The sequence below is a fragment of the Halobacterium sp. BOL4-2 genome (assembly GCF_016917835.2).
Lineage (GTDB): Archaea > Halobacteriota > Halobacteria > Halobacteriales > Halobacteriaceae > Halobacterium > Halobacterium salinarum.
Genome location: NZ_CP070332.2, coordinates 883,666 through 903,394, shown reverse-complemented (window position 1 = coordinate 903,394; position 19,729 = coordinate 883,666). Strand labels below are relative to the sequence as shown.

The window sequence follows — 19,729 nt, the reverse complement described above, 5'->3', positions numbered from 1 at the left end:
CTGGCCCGACGGTGGCGGCAGGTTTTTGCCACCAACCAGTCGTACGCCAGCCATGGACAGCGCTGTCGCCGCGCTCCGCGACCGAGTTCGGCGACGACCTCGGAGCGCACAGCGGCGAAGTCCAGCGGGCCGGCTGGTTCGATGGGGCACCCACGAACACCGCCGACCGCGTCGACGCGGCGGCGATGCTGCGGGACTGCCGGATCGACTGACGCGCCTCAGAACTCCGTGGCGATCCCGTCGAGTGCGTCGTGGTGTTCCGTCGAGTGCGGGGCGGTCAGCGGCGAGACGGAGACGTGGCCGTCGAGGACGGCGCGGCGGTCGGTTCCCTCGGGGTCGTGGATGTCGCCGGCGGCCATCGCCTCCCAGAGGCGGTCGTACAGCGTGACCGTGTCGCCGGTCTGGGCGGCGGTCATGTCGTAGGCGTGGGAGGGACGGGTGACCACCATCTCGCCGGTGGCGTCGGCGTCCGGGTGGGGGGCGTTGACGTTCAGGTAGTCAGCGGTGTCGAAGATGCCGTCGGTGACGGCGTCGTGTGCGAGGTGTGTGGTGGCGTCGACGGCGTGCTCGTAGTCGGCGACTGCGGTCGGCTCGCCGAACTGCTCCTCGCGCATGTACATCGAGACTGCGATCGCGGGCACGCCGAAGAACGCCGCTTCGACGGCCGCACTGACGGTGCCCGAGCGCCCGAGGACGTACATCCCGAGGTTCCCCCCCTCGTTCACGCCCGACACCACGAGGTCGGGGTAGGGGCCGAGCGCCTCCAGCCCGGCGACCACGCAGTCCGCGGGCGTCCCCTCAACGGCGTATCCGAGGTCGTGGTCGTGGACGGCGACCTCCTGGGACATCGCGCGCCCCGTCGCGCTCTGGTTGTCCGCGGGCGCGACGACGGTGACATTGCCAACCGCGTCGAGGCCGTCGGCGAGGGCGCGGATGCCCGGTGCGTCGATACCATCGTCGTTCGTCACGAGAATCTCGGGCTCGTCGGCGTCCATCGTGTAGCCGTCGGCGCGACGGCGAAAGAGCGTTTCGGGAAGCGGCGGGCAGTGGCTGCGGGGCGGCCCGGTGGGTCAGAACACGAGTCGTTCGGCGAGCCGCCGCAGCAGACCTGGCTGGCGGGACTCGTGGGGGTAGACCGTGAGTTCGGTGCAGTCGGCGGCGGTCTGGGTGTGGCTGCCGCGGCCACCTCGGACGCGGCGGTGAGCGCCCGTCCGGACGACCAGGTCGGGGGCGGTCTGGTCGCCGCCGTCCGCCCGGAGGTCGGCGGTTCTGACCGGTGCCGACAGCAGGCCGGCGAGCTCGTCCTGGTAGGCGTGGACGGTCTCCTGGCGTTTGTCCGGGTGGTCCGCGGACAGCGGGAACTGGAGGGTCACGGTGCCGCCGGCTGCGCCGGCGACTGCGTCGGCGACGGCGACGGTCGCGGGATCGTAGGGGCCGCCGTCGCCCTCGAGCACGACGTTCTGTGGGGCGTCGTAGCCCCGGTTCTCGACGAGCAACACGTCACAGGGGGCGTGTCGCACCACCCAGTCGATGGGGTCGCCGAGCAGCCGCGAGCGCAGCCGCAGTCGCTCGTGCTCGGCGACAACCGTGTCGACGCTGCGCTGCTCGGCGACGTTCAGGATGGCGCGTTTGGTGTCGTGGCTGACGACTTCGCCGTACGTGATGTCGACGTCGAACTCCGTGGAGAGCCCTTCGGTGCGCTCCTCGAAGCGCACGTCGGCCGGCGACTGCACGTCGGCGGCGTGGTCGAGGGGTGCTTGATCGGGCACCTCGTCGAACCGGACGACGACGACCTGCCCGTCCTCGTTTCGGGCGCGGTCAGCAGCCAGCGAGAGCAGCGCGCGCTCGCGGTCGGCGCTGGCCTCACGGGTGAGCGCGACCAGTACCTCTGGGCCACCCGCCTCGGCCCCGGTGGCGTCGACGAGGGCTTCGGTCTCGGTCAGCACATCGCGGCCCAGCCGCCGTCGCACCACGTCCGTCGCAGCGCCCTCGCGGCGGACGCGGGGCCGGGCGTAGACGCGGTACCAGACGACGCTGCCGAGCGTGATGACGGCCGCGCCGGCGATCGGGACCCACCCCATCTGCGTGAGCAACGCCAGCCCACTGAGCACGCCGAAGCCCTGCATCCAGGGGTACAGCGGCGACTCGAAGTCGGGGTCGTAGTCGGTGGTGCCGGTGCGGAACGCGACCAGCGCGAGGTTCACGAGCACGAACACGAGGATCTGGAAGGCGCTGGCGAGCTTCGCGATGTCGAGGATGGGGACGAACGCGATGAGCGCGAGGACGACCGCGCCAGTGAGCGTGATGGCCGTCGTCGGTGTGCCAAAGCGGTCGTGGATCTCGGCGAACGTCGGTGGCGCGAGCTGGTCGCGGCTCATCGCGAACGGGTACCGCGACGAGGAGAGGATGCCGGCGTTGGCGGTGGAGACGAGCGCGAGCACCGCGGCGGCGATGACGGCGTAGACGCCGGCGGTGCCGAGGGTGGCGTCGGCGGCCACGGCGACCGGGGTGGCCGAGCCGGCGACGGCACCGGAGTCCGTGACGCCGACCATCACGGCGACGATGCCGACGTACAGCAGCGTGGTGAACGCAAGCGAGCCGAGGATGCCGAGCGGGAGGTTCCGGTCGGGGTTTTCGACTTCCTCGGCGACGCTGGCGACCTTCGTGACGCCCGCGTAGGAGACGAACACGAGTCCGGTGGCGGCCAGCAGCCCCTCCCAGCCGCCGGTCAAAAAGCCCTGGAAGTTCGCCTGCTGGACCTGGCCGGCGCTGCCGGCGACGAACCACCCCAGCGCGGCGAGCATGAGCGAGACGATGACGGTTTGGAGCCGACCGGTCTGTTTCGCGCCGAGCAGGTTCACGACGATGAGGAGTGCCGCGAGCCCGAGCGCCACGGGTTGGACGGGGAGGTCGAACAGCAACACGAGGTAGGGGACGCCGCCGACGAGTGCGAGCGCGCTTTTGAACGACAGCGAGAACCACGTGCCGACGCCGGCGACGGTGCCCAGAAGCGGCCCCATGCCGCGCTCGATGTAGATGTAGGTGCCGCCGGCTTCCGGCATCGCGGTCGCCATCTCGGATTTCGAGAGGGCGGCCGGGACGACGAGCAGGCCGGCCAGCAGGTACGCTACGATGACCGCCGGGCCGGCCATTTTGAGCGCGAGCGCCGGCAGGATGAAGATGCCGCTGCCGATCATTGCGCCGACGCTGATCGCGAACACCGCGCCGAGGCCGAGGTCTCGCTCAAGCGTTTTCATTGCTGTGGTGGGTGCTGGCTCGCGGGGCCGGGTGTGAGTCGACGGTGGCGGCCGCGAGCGCGTGCGGGGTGGTGATGATGTCGGCGTCGAGACGTTCGAACGCGGGGGCTCGTGACGGCGTGGTGATGTGGACGATGAGGTGGGTGGGATCGAGCCGGCTGCGGGCGAGTTGCGCGACCAGCAGGGAGTTGGCGTCGTCAACGCACATGACGACGACCGTGTGTGGCCGGTCACCAGGAACGGCGCGGAGGGCGGTGCCGTCCAGGGCGGGAACGACGTGGACGGTGAGTGAGTCCGGTGTGTCGGCCGGTGGTGGGCTGGTCGTGATGTGTGTGACGGGGGAGTCGTACGCGAGCAGTCGTGTGGCGACCTCGTGGCCGGTGTGGCCGCCACCGATGACGGCCGTCGGTGCGTGTGTCGGCGTGTCGGCCGTGGTTGTGGTGTCGGGCATGGGTGGTGTGCGGCGTCGGTCCGGGTTCGCCGCCTATCCCATCGGTGGGGACAAAACTATATAAAATAACCGCATTATCTGCTATTCCGTCCCAAAGATAGGGTATATTATTCAGTATCGTTTGCAGACGGTGTCGAGAACCCATCGAACGGTCCCGCGTGTACGCTCCGGATGAGGTCCTCATCGGCGACCTCCAGGCCCAACTCGTCGAGATCGCGGCCGATCCGGCTGAGGTCGTCACTGTCGGCCCCGACGGCGAACACGTGGATGTTCTCCGTCCCGGTCATCACCTCTTCGACGCGCACCACGCCGGGCACGTCGACGGCCGCCGCCGCCAGCTCCTCACGCTGTGGCACCGGTGCCGTACACACGATGAGCGTGTACAACTGATAGCCCGCCTGTTCGTAGTCCACGTCGGCGTGGTAGCCGGTCAGAATCCCGCGTTCTTCGAGGCGTCCGATGCGGTTGCGGACGGTGCTCGCCGATACGTCGGCTTCGTCGGCGATGTCCTGGGAGGACGTGCTTCTGGCGTCCCGCTGGAGTGCGTGTAGGATCGTTCGGTCGAGGTCGTCGAGCCCGTCGAGTGTCATGACTGGTAATCCCGACGGCCCGTAAAAAGGTCTGTCGCAGTCACCACCGCTGTCCGGCGTCAGACGGCGTCGACAACCGTCTCCTCGTCGACGACCAGGTTGTACGCGTCCTCGTCGTCGTTCCAGAGCACGAGGGCGTCCTCGATGGACACCAGGTCGCCGTAGTCGGCGGCCTCGATGCCGCCGTTCAGGCTCGTCGGTCGAACCAGCACGGCATAGCAGTCCGTCGTCTGGCTGCCGTCGCTCACCCTGAAGACGGGGTTGGCGTCCGCGCCGGCGAGGTTCCGGGAGAGCTTGGCCACGAGCAGGTCGGCGCGGTCGGTCACCCGGTCGTCGGCGTCACCCAGCGCGAGCAGGCGGTCGCCGGACAGCTCGACGGCGTGCCGGCGGCGGTCGTCGCGGCGCAACAGCGAGTACGAGAACCGCACGTCGGTGTGGCGGAACTCCCCGGGGTCCTGGCTGGCGTCCGCGAGCCGCGACTGCACGGCGGGCACCTCGACCGCGGGCCGCTCGTCGAACGACCACCCGCTGTCGGTCGGCCGGCGATCCGGCCAGAGCCGCGGCGTCGGCCCGTACACGGTAAACGGGTCGTCCTCGACGGCGCGCTCCACCGCTCGGAGGTGCGTGCTCGTGTGTTTGTCCGCGGGCGCGAGCGCGAGAGCCGTCCCGTCGGCGGCCATCGCGTCGGCGTATTTCCGGAGGACCGACGCCGCGTCGTCGAGCTCCGAGAGCACCGAGCACGCCAACACGAGGTCGTACTCGCCGGCCGGCTGGAAGGACTCGGCGGTCTCCCGGTGGATCGTCGTGTGGACGTTGTGCGGGGTTTCGGCCAGCAGTGCGTCGAGCACGTCGGCGGCGGCGCTCGGCTCGACGGCGTGGTACTCCACCAGCGCCTCGTCGGGCAGGAAGTCGAACAGCCCCACCGCCGGCCCGCCGACCCCCGCGCCGAGGTCCAGCACACGGAGGTCGTGGCCGAGCAGCCCATCACGGGCAAGCCCCGCGAGCACGTACTGGACGGCCGCGTAGTAGCCCGCCAGATGGTAGACCGCGTACCCCAACGCGACCTCGCGGTCGTACTCGACGGGGTTCCGGCGGTAGTAGTCGTCTTTGAACCGGCGGATCGTCTCTCGGAGGCTGTCCCCGGTGTCCCCGCGGTGCCAGTCCGGGCCGTACGCCGCGGTGAGCTCCGCCTCGATCACGCGCTCGTAGCGCTCCGGGAGCGCAGTCACGCCGTTGAACGGCGGCCCCACTGGCTCCTCGGGTGGCACCACGAACGTTCCGTCGGCACGCTCGATGATCCCCAGGTCGGCGGCCTGCTCCCGGAGCACCTGGCGCACGACGGCTTCGTGAGGCTGCCCGGGGACGTACTCGCGCAGCGCCGCCGGGTCGAGGGGGCGAACGCCACGGAGGTATTTCGCGGCGTCCCGGACCGCCCCGCGATCAACTGGCATCCTCGTACACCTCCGCGAACGCGTCACCGTCGCCGGCCGCCGCAGCCGCGATGCGGTCGGCGGCAGCGGCGACCTCCTGGCCCCCCCCGAACGCCGATTGAATGTCGGCGTACACGCCCGGCGTGCCACCGGTGACCCGGTCGGCGAGCCGCGATAGCTCCTCGTAGACCGGGGTCGCGAGCGCGTCCGGCACGTCGTCGGCCGCCAGCGCGAACGCCAGGATCGCGGCGTGGGTCCGCCCCTGGATGGTCTCCATGGCGTCGTCGTGGACGGCGGCCGGAACCTCAACCAGCTCGTTGCCGGCGTCGGCGAGCCAGCCCCGAAGCCGGTCGACCGCCGGCCCGCCGTCGCCGTCGGTCACCGCGATGCGGCCCGGCGCGTGCGCCGGCGCGAACAGCGGGTGAAAGCTCGCGCGCTCGACGCCGGGCGGCCCCGCCGCGGCCATCGCCGCCAGCGGCTCGCCCATCACACCCGTGAAATCCACGATGGCGCGCTCGGCGGCGGCGGCGTGAGCGTCGATCGCGGCGCCCGCAGCGCGCATCGGGACCGCCACCGCGACGACCGCGAACGACGCCGCCGTGTCCACGGCGACGGCGCGCGCGTTCTCGGTGGCGTCGGCGGCGGCCACGGCGCGCTGTGGGTCGGTATCGGCGAACGCCACTGGCGCGGCGACCGCCTCAGCCACCCAGCGTCCGACCGCGCCGGCCCCGACAACGAGTACCTCCATTGACGCGAGTGTAGCGCCCCGGCTGCTAAAAGGCGTTCGCACCCGATCCGGCCGGGTGCGGGATTTTTTTCACCGTTGGGGTGTTCGGTTTCGGTGTGTTGGGCGACATGCCGCGGATCGACGCGCCGCCACGCCAACGACAGTGGGCGGTCGCCGCGCTCGGCGCGGTGCTCGCCGCAGCCAGCGTGGCGCACTTCCTGTTATACGACGACTACGAGCACCCGGTACGCGTCGCCGCAATGATCATCCCGACAGTTGGGGTGTTCGGGTACGGGCTGTGGTTCTGGCTGCTCGCGTCGTCGGTGCCGCGTGGCGACGCGGTGGCCGTGTGGGCGGTCGGCGGCGCCGGCCTCGTGCTCGCGCTGGACCTGTGGGCGGTGTTGGCCGGCGCGTACGGCGCGATCACGGTCCAGCACGTGGTGATCCAGCACGCGAGCTTCGGCGCGCTCGGCGGCGCGGTCGCGGGAACGTACGCGGAGCGAGACCGGTGGCGGGGGCGCTCTCGGGCGCGACTGATGGCGGCGCTTGACTCCGCGATGGACGGCATCGCAATGATCGACGACGCCGAGCAAACCGTCCAGTACGCCAACGCGTCGTTCACCGGCGGCACGGACGCGGAGCGCGTCCGCGGACAGTCCTGGCAGTCGCTGTACCCGTCCGAGAGCCACGGACCGATCGCGGACGCACTCGTGGCCCTCGACGACGGCGACCAACAGCAGTGGCAGGGGATCGTGACGGCCTGCGGTGCGGACGGCACGACGTACCCACAGGAACTCACGATGACCGCGGTCGCTGACGGCTACGTCTGGGTGTGTCGCGACGTGACCGACCGCCGCGACCACAGCCAGCGGCTGCGCGTGCTCCGGCGCGTGCTCCGCCACGACACGCGAAACGCCCTGAACGTGGTGTTGGGGCGCGCCGACCGCATCGAGTCCAGGCTGGGCGACGAGGACGACGCCGCGGGGCAGGCGACTCACGAACCGGATCTCGCCGCGATCCAGGACGCAGCGACGGGGTTGCTGGAGACCAGCGAGAAGTCGCGCGCGCTCGCCGATGCGCTCGCACGCGGCGACGCCGGCACGGAGTCGGTGGCCGACATCGTGCGCACGGAGGCGACGGCGGTTCGGGACGCCCACGCCGAGACCGCCGTCGTCGTGACCGTCGAGGCGGACGCGGCGGTCGACGAACGGCTGCGACTCGGGATCCGTGAGCTGCTGTCGAACGCCGCCGAGCACGCACCGACCGACGCCCCGCGCGTCGAGGTGTCGGTGACCGGCAACCCCCTGGCCGTTCGCGTCCACGACAACGGCCCTGGGATCCCGGAGGCGGAGCAGCGCGTGCTGTCCGGGCAAGCCGAAACGCCCCTGAAGCACAGCTCCGGGGTCGGGCTCTGGGTGGTCTACTGGATCGTCAGGCAGACCGGCGGCACCGTCAGCGTCGACGACGGCGATATCGTCATCACGCCGGCAACGCAGTGACCACCGGGGGCCGTGTCAGTCGGTCAGCGCGATCTCGTAGTCGGTGAGGTTCTCGTAGCCGTCCTCGGTGACGACGACGATGTCCTCGATGCGGACGCCGCCCTCGCCGGGCTCGTAGAGGCCGGGCTCGATGGTGATGACGTTGCCCGCGTGGAGTTCGTCGCCGCCCTGAGAGACGGCGGGCATCTCGTGGACGTCGAGACCGACGCCGTGGCCCGTGGAGTGGATGAACCCGGACTCGGTGTCGGGGTCAGCGAAGACGTTCGGGTAGCCGTGGTCGTCGAAGACGTCGATGACCGCCTGATTGACCGCCTCGCCGGTGACGCCCGGTTCGATGGCGTCCAGCGCAGCCTCGAAGGCCGCCCGGGTGACCGCGTAGCGCTCCCGGTGGGCGTCGCTCGGGTCGCCGTTGGCGAACGTCCGCGTCATGTCGCTGTGGTACTTCGAGTCCTTGCTCCGCGGGAAGATGTCGACGACGACAGGGTCGTCGGCGGGCAGCGGGCCGCTGCCGCGCTCGTGGGCGTCGGCGGCCTGCGCGCCGCCAGCCACGATGGTGTCGTCGAGCGCACAGCCGTGGCGCAGCAGCTCGATCTCGATCTCCTGGCGGACGTACTCGCTGGTCAGGGGCTGGCCGTCGTCACGCACGAGGACGCCGTCCTCGCGGTCGGCACCCCGGATGAGTTCCTCGGCGCGCGCCATCGCCGCCTCGTTCGCGCGCTGTGCCTCGCGGACGTGCTCGATTTCCGCCTCGGTTTTCGTCGCGCGGATGTCCTCGACGACGTTGTCTTCGTCCGGTTCCACGGTGATCTCGTGGTCGCGGAGCGCGTCCGCGGTGCCCACCGGGAAGCGCTCGCCGACCGCCAGCGACTCACAACCGAGGTCCGCGACGAACTCGGCGAGTACGCGCTCTTTGGCCGCCCGCGGGCCGTACTCCTCCCGTTTCGCCTGGAGGTCGTAGTCCGAGTGGCGGGCGACGACATCCGCGCGGGCCGCCTTGCTCGCGCGACCGTACTCCAGCGGGGAGACGAGCACGCCGGTCTGCGCGGGCGTGTACACGGCGAAGAAGGGGTCCGGTGCGTCGAAGCCCGCGAGGTAGTAGAGGTCGGAGTTGCTGTCGTCGTCGTGGAAGGCGTAGCCGTCGACGCCGCTGTCCTCAAGGAACTCGTCGAGTTGCGAGAAGTCGGGGTCCATGCCCGGAACTGTTCGGGGCGACGCCTAAACGCTACCGCCTCCGGAACCGCCGCCCGCCCTCTGCCGCGACGGCGGTGCCGGCGCCGGAATCCTCATGCCGTGGGCCGCCCTCCTCGCCGGTATGCACGCGACAGTCTCGCCGTCCCGGGTACGGGGGCGGGCGCGCGCGCCGCCATCAAAGAGTTACACACACCGCGCGCTGCTCGCGGCGGGGTACGCGGACGGGGAGACGGTCGTCCGCGACCCGCTGGTGAGCGCGGACACCCGCGCGACGGCGCGCGCCGTTGGGCTGCTGGGCGGGGCGGCGACACGCGAGAACGGCGACTGGGTCGTGACCGGGTTCGGGAGCCGGCCCGCAGTCCCGGACGCCGTCATCGACTGCGCGAACTCGGGGACGACGATGCGACTCGTGACGGCGGCGGCCGCGCTCGCCGACGGCACAACCGTCCTGACCGGCGACAAGTCGCTGCGCGCTCGCCCACACGGGCCGCTGCTGGACGCGCTCTCGGGGCTCGGCGGGACGGCGCGCTCGACGCGCGGGAACGGCCAGGCACCGCTCGTCGTTGACGGCCCGGTTTCCGGCGGCAGCGTGGCGCTGCCCGGTGACGTCTCCTCGCAGTTCGTCACCGCGCTGCTGATGGCGGGGGCCGTGACCGAGACCGGCATCGAAACCGACCTGACGACCGAACTGAAGTCCGCGCCGTACGTCGACATCACGCTGGACGTGCTGGACGGGTTCGGCGTCAGCGCGGGCGAGACGGCCGCCGGCTACCGCGTGCCGGGCGGGCAGGCCTACGCCCCGTCGGGCGGCGAGTACGCCGTCCCCGGGGATTTCTCGTCGGCGTCGTACCTCCTGGCCGCGGGCGCGCTCGCCGCCGCGGACGGAGCGGCGGTCGTGGTGGAGGGGATGCACCCGAGCGCGCAAGGCGACGCCGCCATCGTCGACGTGCTCGAACGCATGGGTGCCGACATCGACTGGGACACTGAGTCGGGTGTGATAACGGTACAGCGGTCCGAGCTGTCCGGCGTCGAGGTCGGCGTCGCGGACACGCCGGACCTCCTGCCGACGATTGCGGTGTTGGGTGCCGCCGCGGACGGCACGACGCGCATCACGGACGCCGAGCACGTCCGGTACAAGGAGACCGACCGCGTGGCGGCGATGGCCGAATCCCTGTCGAAGCTGGGCGCGAGCGTCGAGGAGCGACCGGACGAACTCGTCGTTCGCGGCGGCGACACCGAACTCTCGGGTGCGAGCCTCGACGGCCGCGGCGACCACCGGCTCGTGATGGCGCTCGCCGTCGCCGGGCTCGTCGCCGACGGCGAAACCACCATCGCGGGCAGCGAGCACGTCGACGTCTCCTTCCCCGACTTCTTCGAGGTGCTGGCGGGGCTCGGCGCGGACGCGGACGGCTGACACACCGGTCCCGCGAACGTCGGTGTGCTGTTCGTCGACGCGCTCGGCGACGCCCTCGTCGGCCGACATCTCGATGTCCGTGTCCGTCCGGGCGTCGTTGGCGTCCCCGTAGGAGAGCCCAGTTCGGAGGTCCATCGTGATCCGTCACAGCGCAGGCCAGCGCGTTACTTAGTCGTGGCGGGTGCGGTGGGCGGGCTAGAGGGGCGGTGACTGCAAGTCATAAGCCCCTCGGCGCGTATGTTCAGCCAATGAACGGCAACCGGTTCGGGCGGCTGTTCGAAGTGACGACCTACGGCGAGAGCCACGGTCCGGGGATGGGCGTCGTGGTGTCGGGGTGTCCGGCTGGCGTGACACTCGACGAACGGATGATCCAGGACGAACTCGACCGCCGGAAGCCCGGGCAGTCGATGATCACGACCTCCCGTGGGGAGCCCGACGAGGTTTCGATCCAGTCCGGGCTCCAGGACGGCGCCACCACCGGCACGCCCATCGGGATGACCATCGAGAACAAGGACGCCGAGTCCGGCAAGTACGAACCGTTCGTGACCGCACCCCGCCCGTCCCACGGCGACTACACGTACTCCGCGAAGTTCGGGACGCGCAACTGGGGCGGCGGCGGCCGGTCGTCCGCCCGCGAGACCGTCAACTGGGTGGCGGCGGGCGCAGTGGCGAAGGCCGTGCTGGCGCAGTCTGACCACGACGTGCGGGTGAAAGCCCACGTCAACCAGATCGGGGAGATCGAAGCGCCGGACGTGTCCTTCGAGGACATCCGCGAACACAGCGAGGACAACGAGGTGCGGTGTGCGGACCCCGAGACGGCTGAACGGATGCGGGCGTTGATCGACGACTACCAGGAGCGCGGCGACTCCATCGGCGGGTCGATCTACTTCGAGGCGAGGGGTGTCCCGCGAGGGCTGGGTGCGCCGCGCTTCGACAGCGTGCCCGCGCGCCTCGGGCAGGCGCTGTTCGCGATCCCCGCGACGACCAGCGTGGAGTTCGGCCTCGGGCGGGACGCCCGCTCGGTGGCGGGCAAGCAGCGCAACGAGGACTGGACGGTCGCCGACGGCGACGAGGACCACGTCGTCGCCGACGAGGGCGACCCGATCCCCGAGGGCAACGACCACGGCGGCCTCCAGGGCGGCATCACGACCGGCGAACCGATCTACGGCGAGGCGTCCTGGCACGCGCCGACGTCGATCCCGAAAACCCAGGCAACCGTCGACTGGGAGACCGGCGAGGAGAAGGCGGTCACCGTGACCGGCCGCCACGACCCCTCGCTGCCGCCGCGTGCGGTGCCGGTCGTCGAAGCGATGCTGTACTGCACGATCCTGGATTTCATGCTGCTGGGCGGCCGCATCAACCCCGACCGGCTGGACGGCCACCCCGGCCAGTACGACACCGACTACCACCCGAGCAGTCCGCGCAACGAGTGAGCGCGCGCCTACCAGTCGCTGCTGGCGCGTGTTCGCTCAATCGATCGCGAACTCGCCCCACTGTTGAAGCACAGCGACCCCGATCAGTGTCAACGCGAGCCCGCCGATCAGACCGGCGATGTTGCCAACCCCGACGGGGCTTGTCCACGCGGCCGACGCCCCGAGAAGCTCGCTGCCGGATGACCCCACGGTCAGCACGCCGAGGACCAATGCAGGAAGACCGATCGCACGCGGGTTCTCCATAGACGGTGTTCACCCCAGTCATCCAAAGGAACACCGGCGTGACACACGAGTCCTGTGCTGGCCGACTGTGGCAGAGCTCACACCGGCCGTGTGCTCACCGACCGAGCGCCACTGTACTCGCGGGGCGTTCGCCAGCGAAGTTGCTTTCCGGGCGGCGCACCGACTGCCGGACGAATGGACGCCGCACAGGAGACCCGCCGAAATCCCTACGGGATGGACGAAGACTGCCGGAACTGCGCCGGCCTCTGTGACCAGCGCGAGCGCGTCGTGCACGGCTACGGCGACGTGGGCGCTGACTTCGTGTTCGTCGCGGAGTCACCGAGCGCCGCAAGCGAGGCCGCGGGCGTGCCGCTTGTCGGCGACGACGCCGGCGAGCGCTTCCAGCACATCCTCGGCAGCGTCGGCCTGAACCACTCGCTCCCGTCGAGCACTGAGCCGGAGCTCGCGAACGCGTACGTGACCCTGCTGTCGCGGTGTCGCCACCCCGACCGGGAAGCCACCGCCGACGAACGCACGCGATGCGAGCCGTACCTCAACGCCGACATCCGGATGATCAACCCCGAGGTGCTGGTGCCCGTCGGCCAGCGCGCGCTCACCGAGCTCGGCAAGGAGTACACCACCACCCCGGCGGACAGCCTGGCTGTCACCGAGTTGCACGGCGACACGGTCCGCGGGCGCGGGTTCGAACTGGTCCCGATGATCCATCCCCGCGAGCAGTCGGACGCACAGACCGACGCGTGGATCGACTTCTTCCTGTCGTTCAAGGACACCGACTACCGCCAGACGAAAGGCCGGCGGTCGCGGTAGGCCACCCGTCCAGCTACCAGTACGGGGTTGTCGTGGTGGTCCCCATCACACCCACGCCGACCACGCCGGTGACGGTGGCGGCGGCAACCACCAGCGCCACCAGCGCCGCGACCGATGTCGAGACGGTCGTCGCCGCGGCCACCAGTGCGCCGCCGACCACGGCGCTGATCACAAGCACTGTTCCCCGCGCGAACACACCCGCAGCGGTCACCATTACTGCGTGCTGTGTCGCCCCGCGTCTTAGCCGCCCCGGTCGACCCCGGACCGCGTCGTTCAAGCCACGCCAGCACCCACGCCATACTATGCCTGTCGCCGCCGTACTGGTTGACCCGCCACGCGATGGCCTGGTGTTGCCCACGCTGCCCGACGAAACGCCGCTCTCGTCCGATGAGGCCACCCGCCTCTACGAGGCGATGGTGGCCGACATCCTGCACGCGGTCGCGGATAGCAACAGCGAGTTGCTCGTGAACTACCGCCCCGACGACCAGCTGCCCGACGCGGTGCCCGACGGCGACGCCGAATCGGAGGTGCGCGCGCTCGTCGACGACGCCCTGGACGGCGACCAGCATGAAGCCGCGCGCGTGGAAGTGCAAGTCGGATCGTCGCGGTCGGCGCGGGTCGGCAACACGGTGACACACCTCCTGGAGAACGGCGGCGCGCAGTCGGTTGCCGTGATCGAGCCGGACGCGCCGACGCTGCTCCGGAAGGACATCGACAGCGCGGCGATGAAGCTCCGCCGCAGCGAGGTCGTGCTCGGGCCGGCGGACGGCGGTGACGTGTACTTCGCGGGATTCACCGAGCCCGTCGACTTCAAGCGCGCCCTGGAAGCGCCGGCCGTCGAGAACGTGAACGCGCGCGCCGTCGACGCCGGCTACGACGTTGACTTCCTCCCGGGGCGGCGACGCATCGGGTCCGCGAGAGCGCTGCAGACACTGGTGGCCGCGATCCGGGCGCGCCACGCGTCGGGGCGGCTGGTGCCCGCCCACACCACCGCGATCATCGAATCACTCGGGCTTCGGGTGGCGGCTGACGAGTCCGGGCTGCCGGCGCTGCGCCGAACGTAGCCCCCCCCACCCCGGATTTCGAATGTTGGGCGTGCTGATTCGGGGGGTGGGGTGTGGGGACTGCTGCAGGATGACAGCAAGTAACACGGTGCGGGCGAACACCCCCACCCCGGATTTCGAGTGTTTCTCCAGAGCACAGCCCGGGGTCTACACGGTCGCGTCGTCGGCGTCCGCGATGGCCTCCTGGACCATCGTGGCGTCGACGTCCAACTCGTACTCGAAGAACTGGCCGCCACCACGGCCGTAGTTGCGGTCGTGCTGGCGCAGGAACCCCAACATCGACAGGTCGTTGAGGTGATCGTGAACGCTGCGCTGACTGAGCGGGTCGGAGGCGTACTCCGCGGCGATGTCGGCGTACACCTCGTACAGCTCCTTGGCGCGCACCGGGGTGTCGTCCGCGATCGCGGTCTGTGTCACCGCCAACAGAACGTACTGCCCGTGGGTGGTCAGGTCCTTGATCGAGTCCTTGATGCGACCCCGCTCCACGCGCCGAACTGCCGTCTCGACGTCGTCCTCGGTGACCGTCTCGCGTTCGTCCTCGATGGCCACGTTCACCGACTCGCGGAGCAGGTCGATGGCCTGGCGCGCACTCCCCCGGTCCCGGGCCGCAAGCGCCGCGCACTGCGGGATCACGCCGCCCGTGAGCACGCCGCTGCTGAGCGCACGCTCGGCGCGGTCGTCGAGGATCGTGACCAACTCGTTGGCGTCGTAGGGCGGGAACTTGATCTCCCGCTCACAGAGCGTGTCCTGGACTTTCGGCGAGAGGTCGTTGCGGAACGTGTAATCGTTGGAGATGCCGACGACGGCGACCTGTGAGTCCTCGATGTTGCCGTTGGTCTTCGCGCGCGGGAGCTGGTACAGCAGCATGTCGTCGTCGTCGAGGTTGTCGATCTCGTCGAGCACGATCAACACGGTGCCCTCGCGGGCTTCGATCTCGTCGAACAGCGCGTTCAGCACGTCGGAGGTGGACAGCCCGGTTGTGAGTGGGTCACTGTCGGTATCCCCACGCAGCTCGTTCACGAGTGCGATCGCTGCCTGATACGACGACGGATGGTGGTGGCAGTTCACTTCGACGCTGGTGACGCTGTCGACGCCGTCCCGGTCGTCGGCCTCGTACTCCAGGGCGTCCATCATGTACCGCGTGACCGCGGTTTTCCCGACGCCGGTTTTCCCGTAGACGAAGACGTTATCAGGCTCCCAGCCGTCGACGACATCCTGGAGGGCGTTGGCGTACTGGTCGATCTCCTCGTCGCGTTCGCGGATCTCCTCGGGCTCGTAGTGGTCCTTGAGGACATCCTTGTTGGCGAACAGCTCGACGCGGTCCCGGAACGGCGTCTTCATCGCTTGCCGAGAGTTTCTACCCACCGTTTCATAACACTTTGGTTCTCGTGTTTCGACTGTTTCGGGTGTTTCGTCGGGATCCGGACCGCGGCAGTGCAAACTGATGACACGGTGTCACCGATCCCTGCCACCGTTGGGGGGTGGCCCCCGGAGCACACAGTCGAACATTTGCAGATCGGGGTGGGGGGGGGTGGGTGGGGTGTCCGCACCGCAAAACACTCGAAATACGGGGTGGGTGGGAGAGCCGACCCCGGGCTCGCCGGACAACGACAGTTTCAACCCTTCCCCCGTTCAATCGCGTCGTGTGCGGTGAGGTGGCAGAGCGGCCTATTGCGCCGGTCTTGAAAACCGGTGGCGTCACGCCTCCTGGGTTCGAATCCCAGCCTCACCGCTTCTCGACGTCCTTCGCGGGCAGTTACGGCACCACCGCCAACACGACGTGCTCCTCGCCCGTCCCAGCCCGAGCCACTCGCTTGACCCCGGCCGAGTCGGATCGCGTGCCGCCCACGGCCGGCGAGCCGGCCGCACAGTCGCGCCCCGACCGCTACTGGGAACGGACTGTCGACCGAGCGGTCCTGTTCAATCCGGCCTGGGGTTTCGCCGACTAACACTTGAGACTTGGGGTGGGGGACCGCGACCAGCGGCCGGATTGAGAAACCGTTTTGAGGCCAGCGGCGGACCAAGGGAGTATGGCAGAGATGGAAGACCCCTCGGGGCGGGACTGGGTCCACGACCCGGACGGCGAGCACGGCAGCGAGGGCGGCCGTAAGTACGGGCTGGCGGTGCTCTCGAAGATGACCGTGGAGGGCGAAGACTTCCCACTTGACGCCGCCGAGTTCGTCGCGGAGTACGGCGAATACCCGGTTCGGCTCAACCACCAGACGGTCGTGTCGGTGGCGGACATCTTCGAGCACATCGACGCCGACGAGTTCGAGACGAAAGTCGGATTCCACAAGACCGTGGGTGCTGCGCTCCAGGACGCCGACTTCCTCGATTACCACCCCGACGCCTAACGGTCGCCGCGCGCTGGGCCACACGGGCCGGCCGGCCCCGCCACAGCCGCTGGGGTGCTACTGTGGATTGTAGGTGGCGTCTTCGAAGGCCGTGTCGTCGCGGGCGGCCCACGCCGCCATCTCGGAGGTTTCGGCCTGCACTTTCTCTTCGAGCAGGTTCACCGCGACCGAGTTTGCGCCCTCCGGGATGATGATGTCGGCGTGTCGTTTCGTCGGTTCGATGAACTGCTCGTGCATCGGCTTCACCGTCGAGAGATACTGGTCCATCACGCCTTCCAGTTCGCGGCCGCGCTCGACGACGTCGCGCTCGATGCGGCGCAGGATGCGAACGTCGGCGTCCGTCTCCACGTAGATGTGGAGATCAAGCATGTCGTTGACCGTCTCGTCGGAGAGCGCCAGAATCCCCTCCAGCACGATCACGTCCGTGGGTTCGACAACAACCCGGTCGGCCTTCCGGACGTGTCTCTCGAAGTCGTACTGGGGCATCTCGATCGACTGCCCGGACAGCAAGGCGTCGATGTGTGTGCGAAGCAGCTCCCACTCGAACGCCGACGGGTGGTCGTAGTTGGCGTTCGCGCGCTCCTCGAAGGGGCGGTCCGAGAGGTCCTCGTAGTAGTTGTCCAGCGGAATCAGCGTCGCCGACTCGCCCACGTTGTCGGTGATCTCGCGGGCGACCGTGGTTTTGCCGGCACCCGTGCCTCCGGCGATGCCGATCGCGAACGACGGGATGGTCATTGACACAGCGAACGGCGGCGAGGCGTGTTGAATGCAGCGTTTTGCGGGCTGTACGCCCACCGCTGTCATGGCGGTGGCCCTGGGTCCACCACCGCGGTCCGTGCATGGCTTTTACTACCGTGGTCTGCTATACCAGCACATGAAAGATGTGCGCCTCGAAGAGGCACTGTCAGCATCGCGCGTGACTGTCAGCGCGTCCGCGGCGGTGCCCGACGCCGCCACCGCGCTTCGCGAGCACGACGCCACGGCTGCGGTGGTGCAACGCGCGGGCGACCTGGCGGGCGTGTTCACCGCCGACGCAGTCGTTGACGCCGTCGCCGACGGCCACGGACTGGATTCGATGGCCGTCGCCGACGTGATGGCGGACACGCCGGTGTCGCTGTCGGTGGACGCGACGGTTGCGGACGCCATCGACGCCATGGCGCGCACCGGAGACGGGTGCGTGCTCGTCGTGGACGCCGACGCGGAGGCGATCGGTGTCGCGTCGGCGCAAGCGATCGCGGCGCTGGCGGCGACCAACGACCAGCGCCACGGTTCCAGGCCGCCACTCGGCGGCCCCGATCGGACACCGGTCGGTGCGTCCGGCGGCGCACCGGGCGATCCTCCCGGATCACGTGACGGCGACCCCACGACGGCGGGGGCGAACACGTACTCCGAGCAGGGCGTCTGTGAGCGCTGTGGCGGGCTCGCGGCGGCGCTCGGACGCGTCAACGGCCGGCTGCTGTGTACGGAATGTCGGTCGTTGTGAACGAGCCGCCTGCACGCACCTTTACTCGGTCCCGAGTACTGGCGTTCGGGGCGGCTGTCCGTACGGAAACGCATTTACAGGCACACGCAGTGGCTCCGATACATGGCGATACGGACCCTCGACGACCTGGCGGCGGCCAACCGCGCGATCGGGGTGCGCGTCGACATCAACAGCCCGCTGACGGCCGCCGGCGGGCTGGCCGACGACGCCCGCCTGCGCGCGCACGTCGACACGCTCGCCGAACTGCTGGCTGCGGACGCGCGCGTCGCCGTGCTCGCCCACCAGGGCCGACCGGGCGGCGACGAGTTCGCGCGCCTCGAACGCCATGCCGACCGCCTCGACGCGCTCCTCGATGCGCCCGTCTCCTACTGCGACGCGACGTTCTCCACGGGGGCACGCGACGCCGTCGCCGACCTCGCACCCGGCGAGGCGGTCGTGCTTGAGAACACCCGCTTCTACAGCGAGGAGTACATGACGTTCGCCCCCGAGCGCGCGGCCGACACCGCGCTCGTCGATGGCCTCGCGCCGGCGCTGGACGCGTACGTGAACGACGCGTTCGCCGCCGCCCACCGCTCACAACCCTCCCTGGTCGGGTTCCCGGAAGTCCTCCCGTCCTACGCGGGGCGCGTGATGGAGGCCGAACTGGACGCACTCAGCGGCGTCGCCGACACGCCAACGCCACGCACGTACGTCGTCGGCGGCGCGAAAGTGCCGGACTCCGTGGAAGTCGCGGCACACGCCCTCTCCCACGGGCTCGCCGACAACGTACTCGTGACCGGCGTGGTGGCGAACGTCTTCCTGGCGGCCACCGGTGTCGATCTCGGCCGGGCGTCGACTGACTTCATCCACGAGCGCGACTACGGGACGGAGATCGCTCGCGCGGCCGACCTGCTCGCGGCGCACAACGACGCCCTCCACCTGCCCGTCGACGTGGCCGTCGAGCGCGACGGCGCGCGGTGTGAACTCTCCACCGACGCCCTGCCGCCGGCCGGCGACGAAGCCGTCTGTGACATCGGCAGCGACACCGTCGACGCGTACGCCGACGTGCTGGCGGACTCCGAAACCGTCGTGGTAAACGGACCGGCCGGCGTCTTCGAGGACGACCTGTTCGCCGACGGGACGCGTGGCGTCTTCGACGCGGCGTCGGAAGTCGAGCACAGCATCGTGGGTGGCGGCGACACCGCGGCCGCGATCCGGCGCTTCGACATCACCGGCTTCGACCACGTGAGCACGGGCGGCGGTGCCGCGATCAACCTCCTGACCGACGCCGACCTGCCCGCGGTGGCGGCGCTGCGATGACGGTGCGGCCCGCCAGCGGCACGGACATCGACGCCGTCGCGGAGCTGTGGGTCCAACTGGCCGCCGAGCAACGCGCCCACGGCTCGCACCTACTGGCCGCCGAAAACCACGCCCAAGCCCGCGACCTGATCGGGCAGTACGTCCACGCCGACGGTGTCGCTGTCACAACCCAGGCCGGACGCACGGTCGGGTTCGTGATGTTTCACACCGAAACCGGGTTCTACGAGACCGACCGCACCCGTGGCGTCATCGACAACCTCTACGTTGCGCCCGGGTTCCGGGGCGACGGCCGTGGGTCGGCGCTGCTCACGCACGCCGAGCGCGAACTCCGGTCGCGGGGCGCGGACGCGCTGGCGGTCGAAGCGCTCGCGGACAACGCGGCCGCCCGCCGGCTGTACGAACGCCGCGGCTACGCCCCCCACCGGGTGACCTTCGAGCAGTCAGTCGAAAACGATACCCACTCAAAGGATGACCCGTAACATCCGGG

21 protein-coding genes and 1 tRNA gene are annotated in these 19,729 nt (G+C 70.0%); 11 read left to right on the top strand and 11 right to left on the bottom strand.

The features are described 5' to 3' along the window. Positions 1-11 precede the first annotated feature (11 nt). Positions 12-212 carry a hypothetical protein gene (locus JRZ79_RS18000; RefSeq protein WP_205252712.1) on the top strand — a complete coding sequence of 67 codons (201 nt, stop codon included), beginning with the start codon at positions 12-14 and terminating at the stop codon, positions 210-212. 6 nt (positions 213-218) lie between these two features. On the opposite strand, the gene surE is transcribed toward JRZ79_RS18000, so the two are convergent. The 6 genes from surE to JRZ79_RS17970 all read right to left on the bottom strand — a co-directional run bounded on the left by surE (position 219) and on the right by JRZ79_RS17970 (position 6,476). Further along, positions 219-995, bottom strand: coding sequence for a 5'/3'-nucleotidase SurE (gene surE, locus JRZ79_RS17995; RefSeq protein ID WP_205252711.1), 777 nt, complete (start codon positions 993-995; stop codon positions 219-221). A gap of 75 nt (positions 996-1,070) precedes the next feature. Next, positions 1,071-3,257 (bottom strand): amino acid permease, encoded by a 2,187-nt coding sequence (locus JRZ79_RS17990; protein WP_136361445.1) that lies wholly within the window; start codon positions 3,255-3,257, stop codon positions 1,071-1,073. Continuing rightward, entirely contained in the window at positions 3,244-3,708 is a 465-nt protein-coding gene (locus JRZ79_RS17985; protein WP_081422751.1) for an NAD-binding protein, read from the bottom strand. The genes JRZ79_RS17990 and JRZ79_RS17985 overlap by 14 nt, the downstream gene beginning before the upstream one ends. A 107-nt stretch (positions 3,709-3,815) precedes the next feature. Then, positions 3,816-4,298, bottom strand: coding sequence for an Lrp/AsnC family transcriptional regulator (locus JRZ79_RS17980; RefSeq protein WP_010902895.1), 483 nt, complete (start codon positions 4,296-4,298; stop codon positions 3,816-3,818). A 59-nt stretch (positions 4,299-4,357) separates the two neighbouring features. After that, positions 4,358-5,749 (bottom strand): class I SAM-dependent methyltransferase, encoded by a 1,392-nt coding sequence (locus JRZ79_RS17975; protein ID WP_205252710.1) that lies wholly within the window; start codon positions 5,747-5,749, stop codon positions 4,358-4,360. Beyond that, positions 5,739-6,476: a prephenate dehydrogenase/arogenate dehydrogenase family protein gene (locus JRZ79_RS17970; protein WP_205252709.1), complete on the bottom strand. Its 738-nt coding sequence runs from the start codon at positions 6,474-6,476 to the stop codon at positions 5,739-5,741. The genes JRZ79_RS17975 and JRZ79_RS17970 overlap by 11 nt, the downstream gene beginning before the upstream one ends. Before the next feature lie 107 nt (positions 6,477-6,583). Here JRZ79_RS17970 and JRZ79_RS17965 point away from each other — a divergent pair, with 107 nt between their 5' ends. Then, positions 6,584-7,954 carry a PAS domain-containing sensor histidine kinase gene (locus JRZ79_RS17965; RefSeq protein WP_205252708.1) on the top strand — a complete coding sequence of 457 codons (1,371 nt, stop codon included), beginning with the start codon at positions 6,584-6,586 and terminating at the stop codon, positions 7,952-7,954. 15 nt (positions 7,955-7,969) lie between these two features. Here the strand turns inward: JRZ79_RS17965 and JRZ79_RS17960 are convergent, their stop codons facing one another. Beyond that, complete coding sequence (locus JRZ79_RS17960; RefSeq protein WP_010902891.1) at positions 7,970-9,145, bottom strand: Xaa-Pro peptidase family protein; 1,176 nt, start codon at positions 9,143-9,145, stop codon at positions 7,970-7,972. A gap of 121 nt (positions 9,146-9,266) precedes the next feature. Here JRZ79_RS17960 and aroA point away from each other — a divergent pair, with 121 nt between their 5' ends. After that, the gene (gene aroA / locus JRZ79_RS17955; protein WP_205252707.1) at positions 9,267-10,559 is read left to right on the top strand and encodes a 3-phosphoshikimate 1-carboxyvinyltransferase; all 1,293 of its coding nucleotides are present in this window, start codon (positions 9,267-9,269) and stop codon (positions 10,557-10,559) included. 248 nt (positions 10,560-10,807) lie between these two features. Continuing rightward, positions 10,808-11,992: a chorismate synthase gene (gene aroC / locus JRZ79_RS17950; protein ID WP_205252706.1), complete on the top strand. Its 1,185-nt coding sequence runs from the start codon at positions 10,808-10,810 to the stop codon at positions 11,990-11,992. Positions 11,993-12,028: 36 nt separating this feature from the next. Here the strand turns inward: aroC and JRZ79_RS17945 are convergent, their stop codons facing one another. Continuing rightward, positions 12,029-12,235 carry a hypothetical protein gene (locus JRZ79_RS17945; protein WP_205252705.1) on the bottom strand — a complete coding sequence of 69 codons (207 nt, stop codon included), beginning with the start codon at positions 12,233-12,235 and terminating at the stop codon, positions 12,029-12,031. A gap of 174 nt (positions 12,236-12,409) precedes the next feature. Here JRZ79_RS17945 and JRZ79_RS17940 point away from each other — a divergent pair, with 174 nt between their 5' ends. Next, positions 12,410-13,042: a uracil-DNA glycosylase family protein gene (locus JRZ79_RS17940; RefSeq protein WP_010902887.1), complete on the top strand. Its 633-nt coding sequence runs from the start codon at positions 12,410-12,412 to the stop codon at positions 13,040-13,042. A gap of 13 nt (positions 13,043-13,055) precedes the next feature. Here JRZ79_RS17940 and JRZ79_RS17935 read toward each other — a convergent pair whose 3' ends face one another. Beyond that, positions 13,056-13,256 (bottom strand): hypothetical protein, encoded by a 201-nt coding sequence (locus JRZ79_RS17935; RefSeq protein ID WP_205252704.1) that lies wholly within the window; start codon positions 13,254-13,256, stop codon positions 13,056-13,058. Positions 13,257-13,344: 88 nt separating this feature from the next. On the opposite strand from JRZ79_RS17935, the gene JRZ79_RS17930 reads away from it, so the two are divergent. Next, entirely contained in the window at positions 13,345-14,106 is a 762-nt protein-coding gene (locus JRZ79_RS17930) for a DUF2064 domain-containing protein (protein WP_205252703.1), read from the top strand. 147 nt (positions 14,107-14,253) lie between these two features. Here the strand turns inward: JRZ79_RS17930 and orc8 are convergent, their stop codons facing one another. Next, positions 14,254-15,447 (bottom strand): DNA replication protein Orc8, encoded by a 1,194-nt coding sequence (orc8, locus tag JRZ79_RS17925; protein WP_010902884.1) that lies wholly within the window; start codon positions 15,445-15,447, stop codon positions 14,254-14,256. Positions 15,448-15,755: 308 nt separating this feature from the next. Here orc8 and JRZ79_RS17920 point away from each other — a divergent pair. Further along, positions 15,756-15,838, top strand: a tRNA-Ser gene (locus tag JRZ79_RS17920). A gap of 298 nt (positions 15,839-16,136) precedes the next feature. Further along, positions 16,137-16,460 (top strand): DUF5785 family protein, encoded by a 324-nt coding sequence (locus JRZ79_RS17915; RefSeq protein WP_010902883.1) that lies wholly within the window; start codon positions 16,137-16,139, stop codon positions 16,458-16,460. Positions 16,461-16,517: 57 nt separating this feature from the next. On the opposite strand, the gene udk is transcribed toward JRZ79_RS17915, so the two are convergent. Beyond that, the gene (udk, locus tag JRZ79_RS17910; RefSeq protein ID WP_136361433.1) at positions 16,518-17,195 is read right to left on the bottom strand and encodes a uridine kinase; all 678 of its coding nucleotides are present in this window, start codon (positions 17,193-17,195) and stop codon (positions 16,518-16,520) included. Between the two features lie 139 nt (positions 17,196-17,334). Between udk and JRZ79_RS17905 the strand changes: the two genes are divergently transcribed. The 3 genes from JRZ79_RS17905 to JRZ79_RS17895 all read left to right on the top strand — a co-directional run bounded on the left by JRZ79_RS17905 (position 17,335) and on the right by JRZ79_RS17895 (position 19,721). Continuing rightward, positions 17,335-17,943 carry a CBS domain-containing protein gene (locus tag JRZ79_RS17905; protein ID WP_231546360.1) on the top strand — a complete coding sequence of 203 codons (609 nt, stop codon included), beginning with the start codon at positions 17,335-17,337 and terminating at the stop codon, positions 17,941-17,943. 102 nt (positions 17,944-18,045) lie between these two features. Beyond that, on the top strand, positions 18,046-19,242 hold the full coding sequence (gene pgk / locus JRZ79_RS17900) for a phosphoglycerate kinase (RefSeq protein ID WP_136361431.1): 1,197 nt from the start codon (positions 18,046-18,048) through the stop codon (positions 19,240-19,242). After that, positions 19,239-19,721, top strand: a complete 483-nt coding sequence (locus JRZ79_RS17895; protein ID WP_205252701.1) for an N-acetyltransferase — start codon at positions 19,239-19,241, stop codon at positions 19,719-19,721. The genes pgk and JRZ79_RS17895 overlap by 4 nt, the downstream gene beginning before the upstream one ends. Positions 19,722-19,729 lie beyond the last annotated feature (8 nt).